13 protein-coding genes are annotated in these 19,044 nt (G+C 70.4%); 6 read left to right on the top strand and 7 right to left on the bottom strand.

From position 1 onward, the window contains the following. Positions 1–167 precede the first annotated feature (167 nt). Positions 168–1,400 (bottom strand): DNRLRE domain-containing protein, encoded by a 1,233-nt coding sequence (locus WMF28_RS04890; RefSeq protein WP_437600872.1) that lies wholly within the window; start codon positions 1,398–1,400, stop codon positions 168–170. Between the two features lie 1,285 nt (positions 1,401–2,685). After that, positions 2,686–3,918 carry an MFS transporter gene (locus tag WMF28_RS04885; RefSeq protein WP_437600871.1) on the bottom strand — a complete coding sequence of 411 codons (1,233 nt, stop codon included), beginning with the start codon at positions 3,916–3,918 and terminating at the stop codon, positions 2,686–2,688. A gap of 376 nt (positions 3,919–4,294) precedes the next feature. On the opposite strand from WMF28_RS04885, the gene WMF28_RS04880 reads away from it, so the two are divergent. Further along, complete coding sequence (locus WMF28_RS04880) at positions 4,295–4,891, top strand: 50S ribosomal protein L11 methyltransferase (RefSeq protein ID WP_437600870.1); 597 nt, start codon at positions 4,295–4,297, stop codon at positions 4,889–4,891. Positions 4,892–4,945: 54 nt separating this feature from the next. Here WMF28_RS04880 and WMF28_RS04875 read toward each other — a convergent pair whose 3' ends face one another. Together WMF28_RS04875 and WMF28_RS04870 are read right to left on the bottom strand one after the other, a co-directional pair. Further along, on the bottom strand, positions 4,946–6,112 hold the full coding sequence (locus WMF28_RS04875) for a WD40/YVTN/BNR-like repeat-containing protein (RefSeq protein WP_437600869.1): 1,167 nt from the start codon (positions 6,110–6,112) through the stop codon (positions 4,946–4,948). A 70-nt stretch (positions 6,113–6,182) separates the two neighbouring features. Further along, entirely contained in the window at positions 6,183–6,461 is a 279-nt protein-coding gene (locus WMF28_RS04870) for a MoaD/ThiS family protein (RefSeq protein ID WP_437600868.1), read from the bottom strand. Positions 6,462–6,869: 408 nt separating this feature from the next. Here WMF28_RS04870 and WMF28_RS04865 point away from each other — a divergent pair, with 408 nt between their 5' ends. From WMF28_RS04865 to WMF28_RS04845, 5 genes are all read left to right on the top strand, one after another. Beyond that, positions 6,870–7,664 carry an SDR family oxidoreductase gene (locus tag WMF28_RS04865; RefSeq protein ID WP_437600867.1) on the top strand — a complete coding sequence of 265 codons (795 nt, stop codon included), beginning with the start codon at positions 6,870–6,872 and terminating at the stop codon, positions 7,662–7,664. Positions 7,665–7,695: 31 nt separating this feature from the next. Then, positions 7,696–8,931 (top strand): pyridoxal phosphate-dependent aminotransferase, encoded by a 1,236-nt coding sequence (locus WMF28_RS04860; protein WP_437600866.1) that lies wholly within the window; start codon positions 7,696–7,698, stop codon positions 8,929–8,931. A gap of 157 nt (positions 8,932–9,088) precedes the next feature. Further along, positions 9,089–10,873, top strand: coding sequence for a DUF1592 domain-containing protein (locus WMF28_RS04855; RefSeq protein ID WP_437600865.1), 1,785 nt, complete (start codon positions 9,089–9,091; stop codon positions 10,871–10,873). A gap of 71 nt (positions 10,874–10,944) precedes the next feature. Then, a complete protein-coding gene (locus WMF28_RS04850) occupies positions 10,945–12,234 on the top strand; it encodes a DUF1552 domain-containing protein (RefSeq protein ID WP_437600864.1) in 1,290 nt (429 codons plus the stop codon). 182 nt (positions 12,235–12,416) lie between these two features. After that, positions 12,417–13,577: an FG-GAP repeat domain-containing protein gene (locus tag WMF28_RS04845; protein ID WP_437600863.1), complete on the top strand. Its 1,161-nt coding sequence runs from the start codon at positions 12,417–12,419 to the stop codon at positions 13,575–13,577. 51 nt (positions 13,578–13,628) lie between these two features. On the opposite strand, the gene WMF28_RS04840 is transcribed toward WMF28_RS04845, so the two are convergent. From WMF28_RS04840 to WMF28_RS04830, 3 genes are all read right to left on the bottom strand, one after another. Further along, positions 13,629–14,654, bottom strand: a complete 1,026-nt coding sequence (locus tag WMF28_RS04840; protein ID WP_437600862.1) for a hypothetical protein — start codon at positions 14,652–14,654, stop codon at positions 13,629–13,631. A 249-nt stretch (positions 14,655–14,903) separates the two neighbouring features. Continuing rightward, complete coding sequence (locus WMF28_RS04835; RefSeq protein ID WP_437600861.1) at positions 14,904–15,875, bottom strand: hypothetical protein; 972 nt, start codon at positions 15,873–15,875, stop codon at positions 14,904–14,906. A gap of 671 nt (positions 15,876–16,546) precedes the next feature. Beyond that, positions 16,547–19,003: an ATP-dependent helicase gene (locus tag WMF28_RS04830; RefSeq protein WP_437600859.1), complete on the bottom strand. Its 2,457-nt coding sequence runs from the start codon at positions 19,001–19,003 to the stop codon at positions 16,547–16,549. Between the last annotated feature and the right edge of the window lie 41 nt (positions 19,004–19,044).

Genomic DNA, 19,044 nt, shown 5'->3' with positions numbered 1-19,044 from the left:
TCCGCTTGCTATCAAAAGCGGGGTGCGGCGTCAGGTTCTCGGCAAACCCACCTGGAGGAGGTGGCCGGGATCGCCGTGCGCAATGCCGATCGACATCCCGAGATCGCCCCGGACGCCCGCACGATCGTGCCCCGGCGCGCCCCTCCGCGCCTCGGCTGGAATCCCCGCTACTGGCCCGACGTGTAGCAGACCTCGAGCTTCGGCCGGTTGGCGACGTTCACTTGCTCGCTCGACCGGATGTCGGTCCGGCCGCTCACATCCTGGAGCGCGACGCCGTAGTTCGGCTGGGATCCATCGACCCAGGTCTGGACGAGGGCCGCCACGTTGGCGGTCGCGACGGCGTCCGCGGCGACGGTGGTGATCGTGGCCTCGACGGCCGCGTTGTACCCGGAGAAGTTGCCGGCGTGGAGGGTCGACTCCTGCCAGGGGCCGTTCACGCGGTGCACCTCGATGACGCCGGCGCTCGCCTTCCACGTGTGCGAGAGCGAGAGGATCGCCGAGTCGATGTCGGCGCCCGCGGGGATGAACGACAGATCGAAGGACAGCACGCCCGGCTGCTCGCCCTCCGGCAGCGTGTTGGTGACGACGTACGGGTAATCGCCGTAAGGCCACGAGACCCCGGGCTGGATATGCGCATCCTGCACGGTCCCGTAGGTGCCGCGCTGCACGACGACGCACTGGGAGGACGGGGGCTCGCAGGCGTCGCCGATGCCGTCGGCGTCGGCGTCGGCCTGGGAGGGGTTGGCCAGCGCCGGGCAGTTGTCGCACGAGTCGAAGACCCCGTCCTGATCCGTATCGGCGGCGACCACCCTGACATGATCGAGGAGCGTCCCCTGGCCGTTCGAGATGCCCAGATCGTTGAACTGGAGGCGCGTCGTCGTGCCGGAGGCCACGAGGGTATAGGTATAGTTGACCCATGTGGAGCTGGCGGTCGTGAGCGTGGCCACCGCCTGGCCGCCCCAGACGACGCCGAGCACGTTCTGGCTCGCGTTGGTGCCGGGGCGCGCGGCGAAGGCGAACCGGAGCTGGTATGTCGCTCCCGGGATGGTCGTGAGATTCTGGTAGATGCCGCTCGAGGTGTCGGCGTCCAGCTCGGCGTGCTGGCTGCCGTGCGCGGGGCTCATGCCGTTCGAGTGGTCATGGATCTGGATCTGACCATAGGCAGCCTGCCAGCCGGAGATCGAGCTGTACAGCGACGACGAGCCGTTCGACACGTTCGGCGTTTCGAAGCTGCCGTTCGTGACGATGTCGCCGGAGGGCAGCACCGAGCAGGAGACGAGCGCCGCCGCGCCCTCGCCGATGGCCTCTTCGTTGTCGTCATGCGGCTCGGGTGCCGCCATGCAGCCGGAGATCATCAAGGCGAGCGCGAACGCAGAGATCGACGGATAGGTGGTTCTCATGGGAGAGCTCCTCGTTGGGGCGCCGGCATAGCTGGCGCCATGCAGTACGGCGACCTGCCGCACGCTGTGGATTCAAAAATACTTTTTCGATGCGTAAGCGATGCGTAAGCGATGTGTAAACGATGCGTAAACGATGCTTGAGAAGAGATTGCTTGGCCCGGAGGCGGCTCGCGGAAGGCTCTATCCGTCGACCAGCGCTTGCAGCATGCACGACACGCCGGGACGGCCGTTACGAGGCGCTCGCCTCCCGGATCGTGGCCGACTCGAGCTCCCCGGTCCCAGGAGGATCTCGCCCCCTGAGGCGGTGAGGGTCGTCGCCGGCCAGGCGATCGATGGAAGGAGTCGTGCGACCCCGGTCACGAGAGATTCTTGGAGCTGCCAGCCGTAGGGCTGTCTCGTTATATCATGAAATGGGCGCGCGGATCATCCTCTTTCGCATCATCGACCACATCGGCGACAAAGCTCGCCCCTCGGGTCTCATGACAAAAGGCACCATAGAGGGCGCCGTGGGCGCCGAGGGAAGAGGAGGGATAAAAAAATTCTCCCCTCTCCTCTTCGCGCTGTGTTCCCTCTGTGCCTCGGAGGTTCAATTTCCCCCGTCACGGAAGCGGGCGACGGCGCGACGGCGGGTCGCGGCCCTCGGGAGCGAGGGTCCGCGCGCCGGGTCGGCGATCGGCCTGCTCGCGTCGCGTCGCGTCGCGTCGCGTCGCGCCGCGTCGGGAGGCTGCGCGAGGTGCCAGGATCGCGCGTCGTGACGGTGAGCAGCGTCGCGCATCGGCAGGCCGACATCTCCTTCGACGATCTGCAGAGCGGGCGGGCGTTCCGGGGGTTCTCCGTGTACGGGCAGTCCAGGCGCGCGAACCTGCTGTTCACCTACGAGCTCCAGCGCCGGCTCGCGGCGGCCGGCGCGAAGACGATCGCGCTGGGGGCTCACCCGGGCGGGTCGCATACAGAGATCACGCGGAGCGCGCCTGGGTTGTTTCGCGGGCTGAGCCAGCTCGCCTCGCGGCTCGGGCTCGGCCTCGGGCAGAGCGCCGCGATGGGGGCCCTCGCGTCGCTGCGAGCGGCCGTCGATCCGGGCGCGAGGGGAGGAGAGTACTACGGGCCGACAGGGCCGTTCGGGATGACGGGGTTTCCGGTGCGGCACGCGTCGAGCGCACGGTCGTATGACGAGGGCGCGCAGCGGCGGCTCTGGGAAGAGTCCGAGCGGCTCACCGGGGTGAGGTATCCCCTCGGACGGAGACGAGGCGCCCTGTCGACCGGCGGATCGAACGGCCAGGTCTGCTCACCTCTCGCCCGCTCGCCGCTCACGCAGCTCACGCAAGGGGAGCAGCAGCCCGAGAAAGACGACCGAGATCGCGGTCCCCAGGGCAAACAGGCCTGCATAGCCGAGCCGCTGGGCGAGCGTGCCCGACAGCCACACCGCAGGCGACTTCCCGAGCACCTCGACGCTCGCCAGCAGCGTGTAGTGCGTCGCGCCGACCGTTCGACGGACGCGCGACATCATGAAGGCAAACACCGCGGTCGTGAGGGCGCCGCCGAAGAGGTGCTCGGCCACGGTGACCGCGATGACGGCCCCGGCGGTGGGTGGGCCCGCCGCGGCGAGGTACCACTCGCCCGCCATCGCGGCGGACCGGAGCGCCGAGGTCACGCCGACGGCGGCGAGCAGCGGGATGCGCTGCGACAGCAGGCCCCCCGCGAGCGAGCCGACGATCGACGCGACAAGGCCGTACGTGCCCACCCAGAGGCCGATCCGGTGCGGCGGGAAGCCGGCGTCGACGAGGAAGGGCTTGAACATCATGTCGACCATCGCCTCGCCGAGCTTGTAGGTCCCGAGGAACGCGACGACCCAGAGCGCGCCCGGCGCCCGCAGGGCGACGAGCACCGTCGCGAGCACCTCGCGCAGCGAGCGGCGCGCGCGCGCCTCGACCTCGCTCGCCGGCGGCTCGCGCAGCGCGAGCGAGGCGAGCACCGACAGGAGGATGAGCGCCGCCATCGCGCCGAACTGGCCGCGCCAGCCGATCCAGGCGCTCGCCCAGACGAGCAGCCCGCCGGCGACGAGCATGCCGACCTTGTACCCGACCACCTGCGCGGCGTTCGCCAGGCCGAGCTCGCCATGACCGAGCAGGTCGATCGCGAGCCCGTCGACCGCGATGTCCTGGGTGGCCGCGAGCAGGTTCATCAGGAACACCAGCGCGAGCAGGGCGCCGAGGTGGCGCGACGGCGGGACGAACGCCGCGGCCGCGCACGTGAGCGCGAGCAGCACGCCGAGCGGCAGGATCCACGAGCGGCGCCTGCCGAGCCGCTCCCACCCGAAGCGGTCGACGAGCGGCGCCCAGAGCGCCTTCGCCACCCAGGGGAGCGCGAGCGCCCCCGCGAAGCCCACGCCGGAGAGCGAGACGCCGCTCGCCCGCAGAAAGACGGGCAGCGCCGTCGCCTGGAAGCCGAACGGGATGCCCTGAGCGAAGTACAGCGCGCCGAGGGCGGCGATCTTGCCGGCGCGCGTTTGGTCTGCCACGACCGACAATCGTAATCGAGCGGACGAGCTTCGGTCGCCCGAAACACGGACACTGGGGGTCGATCTCGGTTCGATTGCGATCCCGCCTCGATGACCACGCCGCACCGACTCACCACGCCTGCCGACCGGGCGAGCCAGCGCCGATGATCGCCGACACGTTCTCTCCGCGGTCGCTCGCGCCGGCTGGAACGGTCCGGGTGCGGTGGCTCGGCGCGGCCGGGCGGCGCGCGACGTGAGGATGGGCGTGCTGCCGCTGCTGGGAGAGGTCTGGATCTAGCGGCGCCCGCGCCGGGCGCCGCCGAGCCTCCCCCGCCCGCCGGCCAGCCCCCGCGGCTCGGATGACGCTGCGGCCGCGCGGTGGCAGGCTTCCACGAGCATGAGCGCCCGTTCGACCGTCATCGAAGTACCGCCTCGGTTTCGTGTGATCCTCGGTCCGCGGGACGAGGAGATCGACGAGCGCACCATCGTCCTCGGCCCGAGCCACGCATTCGGCGACGGCCGGCACGAGAGCACGCGGATGTGCCTGCAAGCGCTCGCGTCGTTCGCGCCGCGAAGCGGCTTCCGCCTCTTCGACGTCGGGTGCGGAACAGGCATCCTTTCGATCGGCGCCGCGAAGCTCGGCGGCGAGGCGATCGGGGTCGACATCGACGCCGCCGCGATCGCTATCGCCGAGGAGAATGGACGGCGGAGCGCGGTGGAAGGTCGCGTGAGCTTCGCGACGACGTGGCCGGACGGGACGTTCGACATCGTCGTGGCCAACATCCTTCGCGGTGTGCTCGCGGAGCTCGCCCCCCGGATCGTGGCTCGCCTGGCTCCGCTAGGGACGTTGATCCTCTCGGGGCTCGTGTCCACCGACGCTCCGGAGATCGTCGCGCGGTATGCGCCGCTCCTTGCCGGTCGTCGACCGGAGATCTTCGAGCGGGGCGCGTGGCGTACGCTCGTGTGGCGCCTGACCGCACGACCATCGCCCTGAACCCGATCCGAAGCGCGACGCGGAACAGAACGTGTCCCGCGTCCACCCTTCGTGTCACCCGAAGCGCACGCTGTAGATGGGCGGCAGGTTCTGGGCGATGGCCTGCCAGCGCTCTCCGCCGTTGCTGCTCACATAAAGATTGCCGGTGGTGCTGCCGAAGGCAAGCTCATCGCCGCTGAGGGCGAGGGCGTGCCGGTACACGACATCGTACGCGTTCTCCTGAGGCAGCCCCTCCCGGAGCGCCTGCCACGACTGTCCGCCGTCGCGCGTGCGGGCCACGAAGAGGCCGCCGCCGATGGTCATGCGCTGTTGATCCGACACGCCGGGCACCACCCAGGCGGTGCGCCCATCCTCGTCGTGCGGGACGATGGGAAAACCGAAATGGACGCCCTGCTCGGGCTGGCTCACCTTCTTCCACGTCGCGGCGCCATCGCTGCTGTAAAAAACGCCGCAGTGGTTCTGCTGCCAGACGTGCTCGGGTTGACCGGGGCAACACTGGATGAAGTGAGCGTCGTGCCCCCACTCGGCTTGCTGCTCGGGCAGATAGTCGTTGGTCAGGCCCTTGTTTCTGCCGTGCCAGGTCTTGCCGCCGTCGCGGCTCTCGAGCACGCCTGCCGTCGAGATCCCGACCCGCACGCGGTCGGGGTCGCGCGGGTCCACGTCGATCGAGTGGATGCCGGCGGCGAACTCGCCGCCCTCGGACGCCGGCGTGCCGAACCAGTGCGTCTTGCCGCTGCCGTCCCCGTCGAACAGGTTTCCACCGCGGCTCTCGTGATCCCAGAGCGGACGGTTGAGCTCGAAGCGCTCTCCCGCGTCATCGCTGACGAAGAGCCCTCCCGGGATGGTGCCGACGTAGATGCGGCCCGGCGCGCCGAAGCCGATGACCCATAGCTTGAGCAGCGTGGCCGGGCGCATCGTGAAGCGGCTCTCTCCCTCGCCCTCCTGCCCCGGGTCCGGCGGCGACAGGTACCGTGCGCCTTCGGGATACTTGATCTGCGAGGGGGCGTCCTTCCACGTCTGCCCTCCGTCCCGGGACGTCGACAGCTTGGCGCCCCAGTGCCCGAAGCCGAGCGCCGCCCACAGGCTGCCGTCGTGTGGATTGGCCGCCACATAGTTGGCGCACACGCCCGCATGACCCGCGAGGCGCAGGCGATAGCCGGTCGCCCCGCGCTCCGCGATGAAGGTGCCTTTGCGTGTACCGATGAGAAGTCGCTGGACCATGTTGTCGAGAGCTCCTGTCTGGGGTGGTTCGAGCGGGGCCGGCGTCCGGGGACGTGCCGCGGCGCGTGGCTCAGCCGCCGCTGAGGGCTTGAGCGATGAAGACGCTGGTGTCCGAGGAGACGGCATCGGTGAGGGCGCGTCGATCGACGATCATCTCCCCCGCCACGAACACATTGACGTGTTTGCGCAGCCGGCCTCGCTCGTCGCAGATATAGAACGCCACTCCGGGCGCGAGCTCTTCGAGGCGCTGGACGACCCCGGCCACGGTCGACGCTTCGATGGAGAGCGGGCCCCCGGCGAGCTGAGGAAACAACGTGGGCAGATGAGTGCTGAACTCGACGCGCGCCATCGGCCGACGATCGCACATCGGGCGCCCTCCGTCGAGCCCGGAGGGGCGGCCGCGCAGCAGCAGCCTCCCCACCGTCGAGCTCCACTCCGACACCTGGTGACATGGCGCCCGGCGGCCTGAGCCCTCCCTCCGCCTGCTGGTCCCCTCCGGACCGGCGGCCGCGCGCCTCGAGATCGCCATTGCAGCTGGCCCGCGACGGTGGCCTCCTGGATCTCGGGGACGAATGTTCGAACATCAGGATGACGTCGCCGCATGGTGGAGACCCGAGCCCGGGGACGCGGGAGTGAGCGCCTCGGATGGGGTGGGAGGCGAACGCGGCTCCGGGGCCATCGGACGCTCGCTGTGCCCGGTCCGTGTCATGCGCGCAGGCGCCAACCGCATCATCGCGACGTCAGGAGGAGCAGCGTCATGGGCTTTGCGAGGAAGGTAGTATGGATCACCGGCGCGTCGTCGGGCATCGGTGAGGCGCTCGCGCTCGCGTTCGCCGGAGAGGGAGCCAGCGTCATCCTCTCGGCGCGGCGTACCGATGTCCTGGAGCGCGTGGCGAGCTCGTGCGCGACGCCTGCTCTTGTGCTTCCGTTCGACGCGACGCACCTCGACGCGCTGCCGGCCGTCGTGCACCGCGCCTTTGCGTGGTCGGGCGCCGTGGACATGCTCGTCAACAACGCGGGTATCTCGCAGCGCTCGCTCGGCGTCGACACGTCGTTCGAAGTCTACCGGCACATCATGGAAGTGGACTTCTTCGCGCCCGTCCGGCTCACGCAGCTCGTGCTCCCGCGGATGCTGGAGCGCCGCTCGGGTCACCTCGTGGCGGTGGCCAGCATCGCGGGCAAGCTGGGCGTTCCTTTCCGGACCGGATACTGCGCGGCCAAGCACGCGCTCGTGGGGTATTTCGATGCGCTCCGCGCCGAGGTGGCGGACCGAGGCGTGCAGGTCTCGGTGGTCACGCCGGGGTTCGTGCGGACCGCCATCGACGTCAATGCCCTTCGCGGCGACGGGACCACGGCGGGCTCGGCCGACCCGAACATCGAGGCCGGCATGGATCCTTCCGAGGCTGCGGCCGTCATCCTGGGTGGGCTCGACAAGGGCAAGCGCGAGATCGCGGTGGGCAAGCGCCGTGATCTCGCGGCCCTGCTGCTCAAGCGGCTGTGGCCCGAGAGGCTCTTCGACGTCATGGCCGCGCGGGTCTCGAAGCTTGCTTGATCCTGATCGCAACCCACGCAAGGAGCACCCCATGCAGCCCCGAGCGACAGCCAGCGACACACCCCTCGACCCGGATTGCCGGCCCGGCGCGCCGCCCATCGACATGGCGCTGAACCACGGCACCTACTGCTCCGAGCGGTGCGCGGACGTCATGAGGCGCCATGACGGCAACGTGGCGCTGCGGCGCTATCCAGCCGCGGACAACGGAGATCTCCGGCGCGCGCTCGCCGAAGACGCAGGCGTGCGACCGGAGAACGTGCTGGTCGCGAACGGGAGCGGCCCGCTGCTCAAGGCATGCATCCCGTTCCTCATCGAGAACAAGATCAAGCGCTCGGCGATGCGGACCCTGCGCTTCCTGTTGAGGCGTGTCGCGTACCCCATCATCACCACGCGGCTCACCTATTCCAAGGTGCCTGCCTCGGGCGTCCGGGTGGGGCTGCGATGCGAGCTGCTCCCGCTGGGTCCGGAGAACGGCTTCGCGCTCGACGTGGAGATGCTCGCATCGCGGCTCTCACGGCAGGACGGCCTTGTCTACCTCTGCAACCCCAACAACCCCACGGGGAACGTCCTCATCACGAGGCGGGAGCTCGAGCCGCTGCTCGCCCGGTTCCCTGAGTCCTGCTTCTTCATCGACGAGGCGTATGTCCACTACCTCGAGGACAGCCCGGGCACCCGCATGACGGACCTGGTGCTCCGCCATCCCAACCTGGTGGTGCTGCGCAGCTTCTCCTTTGCCCACGGGCTCGCGTCGGTGCGCGTCGGGTACGCCGTGGCGGACCTGCAGCTGGTGGCGCAGATGGAGGCCAGGCTGACGCCTCACCGTGTCGGGCAGCTGGCCGCAGAGCTCGCGAAGGCGTCGTTGCAGGACAGAGGACACCTCGGGTTCGTCCGGCAGCAAACCGGGAGGGAGCGCGCCAGGCTCATGGCGGCGATCGGCGGTCATCGCCCTTTGGAGGCCTTCCCGTCGAAGACGAATTTCATCCTGTGCCGCGCGCGCGGGGCGTGGTCCGGGGCGAAGGTCCACGACGCGCTGCTCGCTCGAGGCGTGAAGGTGAAGGTCTTCGAGCCGTTCGGCGAAGAGCGATACGATGAATACTTCCGCGTGACCGTCGGCCTGCCGGCGGAAAACAGCTGTTTCATCGAACAGCTCGACGCCGTGATGAGCCCGCGCCGCGCAGCGGCGGCCAGCGTGGCGGCGTGGCGCGAGGCGCCGCGCGCCGCTACCGTCGAGATTCAAAAACTCGGCGAGAGCAGAGAAATTGGGTAAGCGAGTGGGTCGTTGGAGGACAAAAGTGTTCGCGTTCGACTCGTGATGTGTGGCTGACCGGACAGGTTCTGGTAGGTTCTAACCTCGGCGCTGTTGAGTCTCAGCGCCGGGAACCCATGTCAGCGCCGATCCATGGGGTCGGCGCTCGCACCAGCTCGTGCCTTTCGTCGGGCGCGGCGTGGAGGACACGGTGAACCCCGAGCATCACACGCATCGCTGGCCTTTCGAGCTCCCGGGCTCAAAACGCAGGTACGCTGCGCCGCTCTTGCTCGCGCTCCTCGCGGCTTGCAACGGCCAGATCGGCGGACCTGGCCAATCCACGCCGCCCGGCTCGGGCTCCGGGAGCGGCGGGGACAGGCCTGGAAGCGCCCAGGCCCCGGAAGACGTGCTGGCCTCGCCCTTCTGCCAGACGCCGCAGCCCGGCGCGTCGCCGCTCCGCCGCCTCAGCAACTACGAGTATTCCAATACGCTGAAAGATCTCTTCTCCGGCGTCTCGGGCGTGGCCTCCACCATCGACACGGTGGTCGCCACGTTCCCGAGCGAGCCCGAGTCGCTCGGCTTCCGCAACAACGCGAGCTTCTTGACCGTCGGCTCGCTCGTCGCGCAGAAGTACCTCGACGCCGCGGAGCAGATCTCCGCCGTCGCGGCGCAGGCTCCGGGCCTTGTCTCCTGCGATCCGGCGGCGCTCGGCGAGCTCGAGTGCGCCAGCGACTTCATCCGCACCTTCGGCGCCAGGGCGTACCGAAGGCCGCTCACCGAGGCCGAGGTCCAGAGCTACGAGGAGCGCTTCACCGCAGGCTCGGACGGGCACACCTTCAAGGACGGCATCGAGTGGGTCGTCTTCAGCATGCTGCAGTCGCCGAACGTGCTCTATCGCGTCGAGCTCGGCCAGGCGAGCACGGGGGACGTCACCGAGCCCACGCCGTACGAGATGGCCTCGCGGCTCTCGTACCTGATCTGGCAGTCGCAGCCGGACGCGGAGCTCACGCGCGCGGCGGCGGCGGACGAGCTCGGCACGCCGGAGCAGGTCGAGGCCCAGGTGCGGCGCATGCTCGCCGATCCCCGGGCCGACCGCTTGCTCGAGTACTTCGACCAGTGGCTCGACATCGACCTCCTGAGCGGCATGACGCGCGATCCGGCGGTGTATCCGGACCTCGTGCCCCGCCTGCCCGGCCTGCTGCAAGAGGAGACGCGCACGTTCGTGAAGAGCTTGTTCTCGAGCCCGAGCGGCTCGTTCGACGAGCTCTTCACCGCCGAGTACAGCTTCGTGAACGGCGCGCTCGCGCGGCACTACGGCGTGGACGGCGTGAGCGGCGACGGCTTCGTCAGGGTCGACATGCCCGGCCGCTCGGGCGTGCTGACCCAGGGCATGATGCTCACGCACGACAAGGCGACGCGCACCTCGATCGTCCGGCGCGGCCTCAAGGTGCGCACCGATCTCCTGTGCGCGATCGTGCCCGCTCCCCCCAACGACGTGAAGCTCGATCTCGAGGGCCTGGGAGAGGGGCTCTCGCAGCGCGAGCGCCTCGAGCTCCACCGCAGCGAGCCGAGCTGCGCGGGGTGCCACGCGATGATGGATCCCCTCGGCGTGGTGTTCGAGTCGTTCGACGCCGTGGGCCGCGCCCGCACCACGGACGAGGAGGGTCGGCCCGTCGCGACCTCGAGCGACATCTCGCTCACGCGCGACGCCGACGGCCCCGTGGCGAACGCCGCCGAGCTGGGCCAGCGCCTCGCGCAGAGCGAGCAGGCGCGCGCCTGCTACGTGCTGCAAAACTTCCGCTTCTCCCACGGTCGCGACGAGACCGACGCCGATCGCTGCTCGATGGCGGCGCTCTCGGTCGCGTTCAAGGAGAGCGGCTACAGCCTGTCCGAGCTCGTTGTCGCGCTCACGCAGACCGACGCCTTCCGCTACCGCCCCGTGATCACCCCGGAGAGACCATGAAACCGCTGAGCCGCCGTACTTTCCTGCGTGGCGCATCCGGAGTTGCGCTCGCGCTTCCGTTCCTCGACGCCATGCGCCCGAGCCGCGCGCGCGCCCAGACGACGCCCTCCCCGCGCCGCATCATGTTCGTGTTCCAGGCGAACGGCGACGAGACGGCGAAGCGCTTCAGCGCCGGCGGTGAGACGAGCTTTCAGCTCGGCGAGTTCCTCGCCCCGCTCGAGCCTTACCGCGAGGATCTCGTCTTCCTCAACAAACTGCACAAGCATTTCTACGACTTGCCGGAGGCCGAGCGGGCCGACAACCACCAGCAGGGCGGCAGCTCGCTCGCGCCGTGGAAGTCCGGCACCGGGTCGTTCCCGATCGGCGGCACCGAGTCCACGATAGGTTACGTGGAGGGGCCGAGCGCCGACTACGCGATCGGCGGTCGCGTGCTGGAGGCCGACGAGAGCGTCGCGCACCGGCACCTCGTGTTCCGCGTCGGGAACAAGCGGAACGACATCTGGAACACGCACGCCCACGCGGGTCCCGTGGGCAACCAGAGCCCGATCCCGCCGGAGACCGACCCGTACGAGGCCTACGCCCGCATCTTCGCCTTCGCGTCCGGCGAGGGGGCCGCGCAGCAAGAGGTGCTGAGGCGCCTGGCGAAGAAGCAGTCGGCCATCGATCTCGTGCGCGAGGAGGGCAACTCCCTCCTCACAAAGCTCGGCGCCGAGGACCGCGCCAAGATCCAGCAGCACCTCGATTCGATGCGCGACGTCGAGCGCGCGCTCCAGACCGGCAACGACGCGGCCGCGTGCGTGCAAACCTCGCTCGGCACGAGGCTCGACCCCTACGCCGACGACAACCACGTGATCATGGGCGAGCTGTTCTTCAAGATCAGCGCCCTGGCGTTCGCCTGCGATCTGACGCGCGTGGTGAACTTCAACTGGAGCGGCAACACGAGCAACCGCGTCTACTCGAGCCTGGGCCTCAGCGAGGGTCACCACGACATCTCGCACAACAGCGACGCCGCCGCGTTCGCCGACGTGCGCAAGATCCACAAGCACCTCTGGGAGCAGAACACGAAGCTCTACGAGATCTTGAAGAACACGAGCGACGGCGACGGCACGCTCTGGGATCATACGCTCGTCGTGCACTGGAACGAGCTCGGGCAGGGCGACACCCACAGCATCGAGGACAGCCTGGTCGTCTTCGCGGGCAAAGCTCACGACCACTTCCGGCGCGGGCGGCTCGTCGACTTCCGGGGCGATCGCTCGTTCGCCGACATGCTCGTGAGCTGCTTCAATTACATGGGCTTCGACGACGTCAAGAGCTTCGGCGAGGACGTCTTGAACGCTGGGGGCGCCCTGCCGCTCACCTGAGCAGGCGCCCCGACGGCTGCGGCCCTCTTCCTCTGCCGCGCGGCAAGCAGCCGGGGCCCCCCGATGCAATTGACGCCCCGGTAACTCTCCTCTTCCGAGGGCCAACCCCTGTGCGCGCGACCCCCCTCTCCGGGGCCGACGCGGCTCCGGATGGACCGGCGCTTGCTACCTTCCCCGGCGCCGTGAACCGCGCGCCCACGAGCGGAGGCCACAGATCCCCGACGACGGCCTTCGCCGCGCTGCACGGCATGAGGGCCAGGGAGGCGAGCCTGAGAACGTTCATGCAGGTCGTGAGGGCGCTGGGTGTGGCCGCCGCGATCCCCGCGACGGCCGCCTGCGCGCGCGGCGTCGATCCGGGCGACGAGGGCCGTCCCATCGGACCTTCGGCCCCATCCCCCGGCGCCGCGACGCAGCGGCGCCACGGCGACGGGTGGGAGATCATCCAGACGGCCGACTTCAACGCCGACAGGATGGCGGATGTGATCTGGTACGACGCCGAACGAAACCGGATCGCCGTGTGGTTGATGAACGGAAGCGACCTCCTGGCGCCCGGACCGTTCATCCCGGGGCCCGGCGGCGACGGCTGGGTCGTCTGGGCGAACGATTTCGACGCCGACAGCATGGCGGACCTGCTCTGGTCCCATGAGGAACGGCACCTGATGGCGGTCTGGCTGATGGACGGCAGCCGCCTGCGCGCGCCCGGACCGTTCATTCCAGGGCCGATCGGCGGTGGCTGGACCGCCCTGCCCGGCGATTTCGACTTCGATCGGATGGCGGACGTGCTCTGGCTCGATCCCGATCAGAACCAGATGGCGGTCTGGCCGATGAACGGCACCCAGCGGCTCGCGGCGGGGCCCCCGATCCCGGGTCCGATCGGCGGCTTCAGCTTCGGCTTTCCGGTCGACGTCAATCTCGATCGAATGGCGGATGTGATCTGGATCGGTATCGAGCAGGACCTGATGCTGGTCTGGCTGATGCACGGAGGCCAGCCGCTCGCGGCGGGGCCCGTGATTCCGGGGCCGATCGGCGACGGCTGGGTCGCTACCGGCGTGGGCGATTTCAACGCCGACGGCATGATAGACGTGCTCTGGGGCAACGAAGAGAGCGGGCTGATAGCCGTATGGCTGCTCGCAGGGAGCCAGCTGCTCGCGGCGGGGCCCGTGATCCCGGGGCCGATCGGCGACGGGTGGAGCGCGCGCGCCGCCGGCGACGTCAACCTGGATGGGATGGCGGATGTGATCTGGCAGAGGGCCGGGACGAGCGAGATGGCCGTATGGCTGATGGAGGGGAGCCGCGTCCTCGCGCCGGGGCCGGTGATCCCGGGCCCTCGCGGCGGCGACTGACCGGCGCCGCCGGTGGACGCGGCTCGCCGTCGGCGAGCTCGGCGTCGCTCGTCACCCCGGGCACGCCGCGGCGCATCCCTTGCCGCCGCAGTCCACGCCGAGCTCGTCGCCGTTCTCCACGCCGTCCTTGCAGGTGGGCTCCTCGCAGGCGCCGGCCCAGCAGACGCCGCTCGCGCAATCCTCGCCGGACGCGCAGCCGCCGCCCTCGGGGCAGAGGCGAGGGCACGCGCCGCTGCAGTCCACGCCGGCCTCGCCGCCGTTCTTCACGCCGTCGGCGCACGTCGGCGCCTTGCAATGCGCCATCGCGCACACGCCCGACTGGCAATCTGCCCCGGCGTTGCATAGATCCCCATCTCTGCACGGCTTGCACGAACCACCGCAGTCTTGAGCGGTCTCTCCGCGGCTCGCGTCGAACACCAGGTTGACGCAGTGGGCCGGCACGCAGAACACCCCATCACAGGCCAGCCCGGCGGCGCAGTGCAGCGTAGGATCCTCAGCGAGGCACTCGATGCACCGCCCCGCATGGCACCGCCCCGACCCCGAGCTCGGGCAGATCACCCCGTCGAGCAGCGCGTTGAGCGGCCGGTCATAGTCGCAGAGATCGTTCGTGCACTGGTTGCCGTCGTTGTACACGTCGTACGCCGGCACGCTGACCACGCTCCCCTCCTCCGTGCACTCGTCCTGCTTGCAGTCGCCGCGGAGCTGCGAGCCGAGGCGGCCCGGCTTGATCTCGAGCGCGCACTTCCCCTCGACGCAGCGTCCCGCGCCGCACCGCGGGTCCGGCGGGCCGGGACACTCCGCGTCGCTCTTGCACTGCGCCGACGGGTCCACCACGCCCGAGCACTCCGCCGTCCCCTCCGCGCACTCGTCGCAGGGCCGGCACATCAGGAAGCAGTCCGGCTCGTTCTCGCCGCGCGGGCAGCAGACCACCTTGCCCGGCTCGGCGCACTCGCAGCGCCCGTTGATGCAGACGGTACCCGGCACGCTCTGGCCGTCGGACAGACAGTCGTCCGTGGTCGCGCAGTCGCCCCCCACATACGGCTCGGCACCACAGGCGAAAGAAAGTGCAAAACCCATGAGAAACAAAATCGCCAAGGCGCAATGCTTGACAGAGCTCATCGTACGTCCAGTCCTCCGGCACAAGGCTGGGCAGCCGACACCCTGGCGGCCCCAATCCGCCGGGGTGTCGTTGGCCTGCTCCTCGAACAGGCTCACTATGCCGCGCTCTTCCCGCGGCCGTCACGCAAGTTTTCGCCAGTGCGCGGCACGCAGGCGCCGGTGTCCGGTCACGCGCCGGTCAGACCAGGGTCGATGTCGAATCCGTGGTCAGAACACGCCAGTGACCGTAAAGCCATCCGCCGACAGCCGGACGTCGGCCTGGCCGCGCGGGTAGAACGTGTATCCGAGCGTGACGGCCAGGACCGCTCCTCCGGTGATGAGGCCGGCCACCCCGAGCTGCCTGAGGGTGCGCATCTCGCCGTGGGCCGCGACGGCTTGCTGGCAAATCGGCCAGCTCGCCCGGAAGCAACCGTTCGGCCCTGCGGCGCGGGCGTAGGCGAGGACGGCTTCCTCGCGCTTCTCGGCGCCGGCGAGCAGCACGCCGCCGACCACCGCGAAGGTGACGGACAGCCCGAGGCCGCCCTTGACGAGGGTGGCATCCGGCCCCGGTCGCGCGGGCGGAGGAGGCGCGGGGCTCTGTCGCGCGGCGCGCGGCCCCTCGGGCGGCGGGGGCGGCGGGGGGAAGGTCAGCCTCACTTCCCGCGTCTCGCCGCGCGGGACGTCGACCTCGGCCGAGGCTGTCTTGCCGTCCAGCGCCGCGCGCACGACCCGGCGCCCGGGCTCGACGGGGATGGGCTCGTCGCCCTCGATCTCGGCCGGCGCGCCGTCGATCGTGACCGCCGCGCCCGCGGGCGCGAGGATGCGGAGCTCGCCGGCGAGCTGGCGCGCGCGCGCGAGATCGACAAGCCGCGACTCGTACAGCGCGCGCTCGTCGGGGGTCCTCGGCGCGCGCATGATCTCCTTGCAGAGCGACAGCCAGCGCACGGCGGCCGGCATATCGCCGATCCGGAACGACAGCGCGCCGATGTTGCAGGCGGCCACCTGGGAGCGCTCGAGCTTCCACACCGCCATCCACAGATCGCGCGCCTCGGCGAGCCGCGCCTCGTCGACCGCGGCGTGCGCCTGCGCGACGAGCCGGTCCCGGGCGCTGGACGGAGGCTCGGCCGCGGCGACCGCCGAGATCGACAGCAGCGCGCCGGCCAGCGCCGGCGCGACGGCACGACGGATGTTCCTGTGCATGGGAATGGCCCTCCTCGCCCCGGCTCGGGCGCGCGGGGGCGCCGCGGGGCCGCCCGCCGGGGCGCGCGACGGGTCACGTACCAGAACGAGGACGGCCGTGGAAGGAGCGGCGGCGCCCGGGCGGGGTGAGACCCCCACCGGGGCGGGTACTGCACCCGCGGATGTGGTGGTCGACCCCCGCGGGATCTGGCCATCGACCAGAGCGAGGGGGGTGCCCACGCCCTCCACACCTGGCCGGGCACCTGCTCGTGGGGGGGGGTCGACCCCCCTCACGCCTGGCCGGGCACCTGCTCGTGGGGGGGGTCGACCCCCCTCACGCCTGGCCGGGCACCTGCTCGTGGGGGGGGTCGACCCCCCTCACGCCTGGCCCTGTGCCTGGTCGCGGGGGGGGTTCCACCCACGTCAAGCCTGGCCGGACGTCAGGTCGCCGGCAGGTTGGGCCCCGCCAGACCTGGCCCTGCACCTGATCGAGGGGGGGTCCACTCCCATCAAGCCTGGCCGGGCCTCGACGCGTGGCGGGGTCCACCCCCACCACGCCTGGCCCCGCATCGGGTCGCCGAGGGGGCGGGAAGTTCTCCGAAGTCGTCTGTCTCCCCCGTGAGAAACCGCCATGCGCAAGCGCGACGAGCCGTGCATCCCAACGTGATCGGCGCTCCAGCTCCCGATACCCCTCACGACCCGGCGCGCAAGAACGCCACCTTGATCCGCTTCTTCCCCCACCCCGAGAACTTCACCGTCGCGATCGGATCCGCCCCCGGGTCCACGCTCTCCACCACGCCCGGCCCGAACCGCTCGTGGAACACCCGCGTCCCGCGCCGCAGCACAAGCCCCTCGCCGCCATCGCCGCCCGCGTCGACCGCCTCCCGCTCGACATATCGCTCGCCCGGCGCCCGCTCGGGTCGCTCGACGCCGCGCGGCGCCGGCGCCCTCGCCGGCTCGCCTTCCGCCGCGAACCGCGACCACGCCAGCCGCTCCTCGGGCTGCGCCGCAGGCCTCCGATCCCGGCCCTCCCAGAAGCCACGGGCCTCTCCCCCGCCGCCGGACCGGGACCCGGCGTACCCGCCGCCCCCGACGTCGCCCCGGCGCTGCGCCATCATCGCCGTCGGCGTCGCCATCGGGCGCACCGCGGCCGGCGGGAGGTCGGCCAGGAAGCGGCTCGGCAAGCCGTAACGCGTCTGGCCGAAGATCGCCCGCCGCGCCGCATGCGTGATCCAGAGCCGCGCCCGCGCCCGCGTGATCGCGACGTACGCGAGGCGGCGCTCCTCCTCGATGTCACCCTTGCGGTTCGGATCCTGGCTCCGGAACGGGAACAGGTCCTCCTCCATGCCCGTCAGGAACACGGCATGAAACTCCAGCCCCTTCGCGGCGTGGATCGTCATCATCGCGACCTTCGGCATGTCCACGAGCGCGTCGACGTCCGACACGAGGCTCACCCGCTCCAGGTAGCCCGAGAGCGTCGCCTCGTCGCCGGCGGCGGTCGTCTCCTGCTCGTAGTCCACGAGCGACTGCACGAGCTCGCGCAAGTTCTGGAGCCGCGCCTCGGCCTCGACGCTGTCGTCCTGCTCGAGCATCCTCGCGTAGCCCGACCGCGCGAGCACCTCCTCGGCGAGCGCGCTCGGCGACGCGCTCTTCGCCTCCGTCATGAGCCCCTGCATCAGATCGCGGAAGCCGAGCAGGCTCCGCTTCGCCGCCGTCGGCAGCGGCGGCAGCTGGCCCCCCGGCATCTCCGACGGCGGCACCGCCCCCTCCACGAGCGGCGTGATCGCCTCGTAGAGCGACACGCCGAGCACGTCCGCCGCCTGGATGAGCTTGTCCACCGTGCTCTGGCCGATCTTGCGCGCCGGCACGTTGATGATGCGGTTGAGATCCACGTCGCTGCGGGGGTTGGCCACGACGCGCAGGTACGAGAGCAGGTTCTTCACCTCCGCCCGCTCGAAGAAGCGCGTGCCGCCGATGATCTGGTACGGGATGCGCGCCTCGCGCAGCACCTCCTCGAGCACGCGCGACTGCGCGTGGATCCGGTAGAACACCGCGATCTCGTTCGGAGAGACGCCCTGCGCGATGAGCTCGCGGACGCACTCGACCACCCACGCCGCCTCGTCGTGCTCGCTGTCGGCCGCCACCACGTCGATCGGCGCGCCGTCCTCGTTCGACGTCCAGAGCTCCTTCGGCTCGCGGTCCGAGGCGTGGCGGATCACGCCGAGCGCGCCGCGCACGACGTGCCCCACGGAGCGGTAGTTCTGCTCGAGCTTCACCACCTCCGCGTGCGGGAAATCGCGCCGGAACCCGCGGACGATCCGGACGTCCGCGCCGCGCCAGCGGTAGATGCTCTGGTCGTCGTCGCCGACCACGCAGAGGTTGTCGTGGCTCCTGCAGAACGCCCGGACGAGCCGGTACTGCACCTGGTTCACGTCCTGGAACTCGTCGACGAGCACGTGGCGGAAGCGCCCCCGGAGATCCTCGCCGGCCAGGCTCTCCGGGTCCTCCGCGAGGCGGAGCACGGCGAGCAGGAGGTCGTCGAAGTCCACAGCGCTCGCCGCCTTGAGGTGCCGCTCGTAGGCCTCGAAGCACCGCACGATGGCGTCGTCGAAGTAGCCCTTGCGCTCGAACTCGCCGGGCCCCCGCCCCTCCTGCTTCTCGGCGTGGATGCGCGAGAGCACCTGGCGGGGCGGATAGCGCCGATCGTCGAGGTTGAGCTCCTTGAGGACGCGGTTCATGACGGCGCGCTGGTCGTCGTCGTCATAGATGATGAAGTTCTTGTCGAGCCCGGCCGCCTCGTGGTGCCGGCGCAGGAGGCGCGCGCACACGGAGTGGAACGTGCCGACCCAGAGGTCCTTCACGATGTCCGCCCCGATGAGCCCCTCCAGCCGGCGCTTCATCTCGGACGCCGCCTTGTTCGTGAACGTCACCGCGAGGATCCGGTAGGGCGGGACACGGTGCGTCACGATGAGGTTCGCGATCCGGTACACGATGACGCGCGTCTTTCCGCTCCCCGCGCCCGCGAAGATGAGCAGCGGCCCCGCCGCGTGGCGGGCCGCGCGCGCCTGCGGCTCGTTCAGCTCCTCGTAAGGGAGGCCGGGCTCGGGCGGCGGGGGGCGGTCGGCGTCGTGTGCGGCAAAACGATCCACACGGGGGTCGCTAGCACGACCATCGCGCGAGCGGGAGCCCG

The organism is Sorangium sp. So ce590 (assembly GCF_051521365.1).
Taxonomy (GTDB): domain Bacteria; phylum Myxococcota_A; class Polyangia; order Polyangiales; family Polyangiaceae; genus Sorangium.
The sequence above is the reverse complement of the archived record's forward strand: the minus strand, read 5'-3'. Positions and strand labels throughout refer to the sequence as shown.

Excerpts from the sequence above, each read along its gene's own strand:
- WMF28_RS04890 (WP_437600872.1), bottom strand. The coding sequence starts at position 1,400 with ATGAGAACCACCTATCCGTCGATCTCTGCGTTCGCGCTCGCCTTGATG.
- WMF28_RS04880 (WP_437600870.1), top strand. The coding sequence starts at position 4,295 with ATGAGCGCCCGTTCGACCGTCATCGAAGTACCGCCTCGGTTTCGTGTG.
- WMF28_RS04875 (WP_437600869.1), bottom strand. The coding sequence starts at position 6,112 with ATGGTCCAGCGACTTCTCATCGGTACACGCAAAGGCACCTTCATCGCG.
- WMF28_RS04870 (WP_437600868.1), bottom strand. The coding sequence starts at position 6,461 with ATGGCGCGCGTCGAGTTCAGCACTCATCTGCCCACGTTGTTTCCTCAG.
- WMF28_RS04865 (WP_437600867.1), top strand. The coding sequence starts at position 6,870 with ATGGGCTTTGCGAGGAAGGTAGTATGGATCACCGGCGCGTCGTCGGGC.
- WMF28_RS04860 (WP_437600866.1), top strand. The coding sequence starts at position 7,696 with ATGCAGCCCCGAGCGACAGCCAGCGACACACCCCTCGACCCGGATTGC.
- WMF28_RS04850 (WP_437600864.1), top strand. The coding sequence starts at position 10,945 with ATGCGCCCGAGCCGCGCGCGCGCCCAGACGACGCCCTCCCCGCGCCGC.
- WMF28_RS04840 (WP_437600862.1), bottom strand. The coding sequence starts at position 14,654 with ATGGGTTTTGCACTTTCTTTCGCCTGTGGTGCCGAGCCGTATGTGGGG.
- WMF28_RS04835 (WP_437600861.1), bottom strand. The coding sequence starts at position 15,875 with ATGCACAGGAACATCCGTCGTGCCGTCGCGCCGGCGCTGGCCGGCGCG.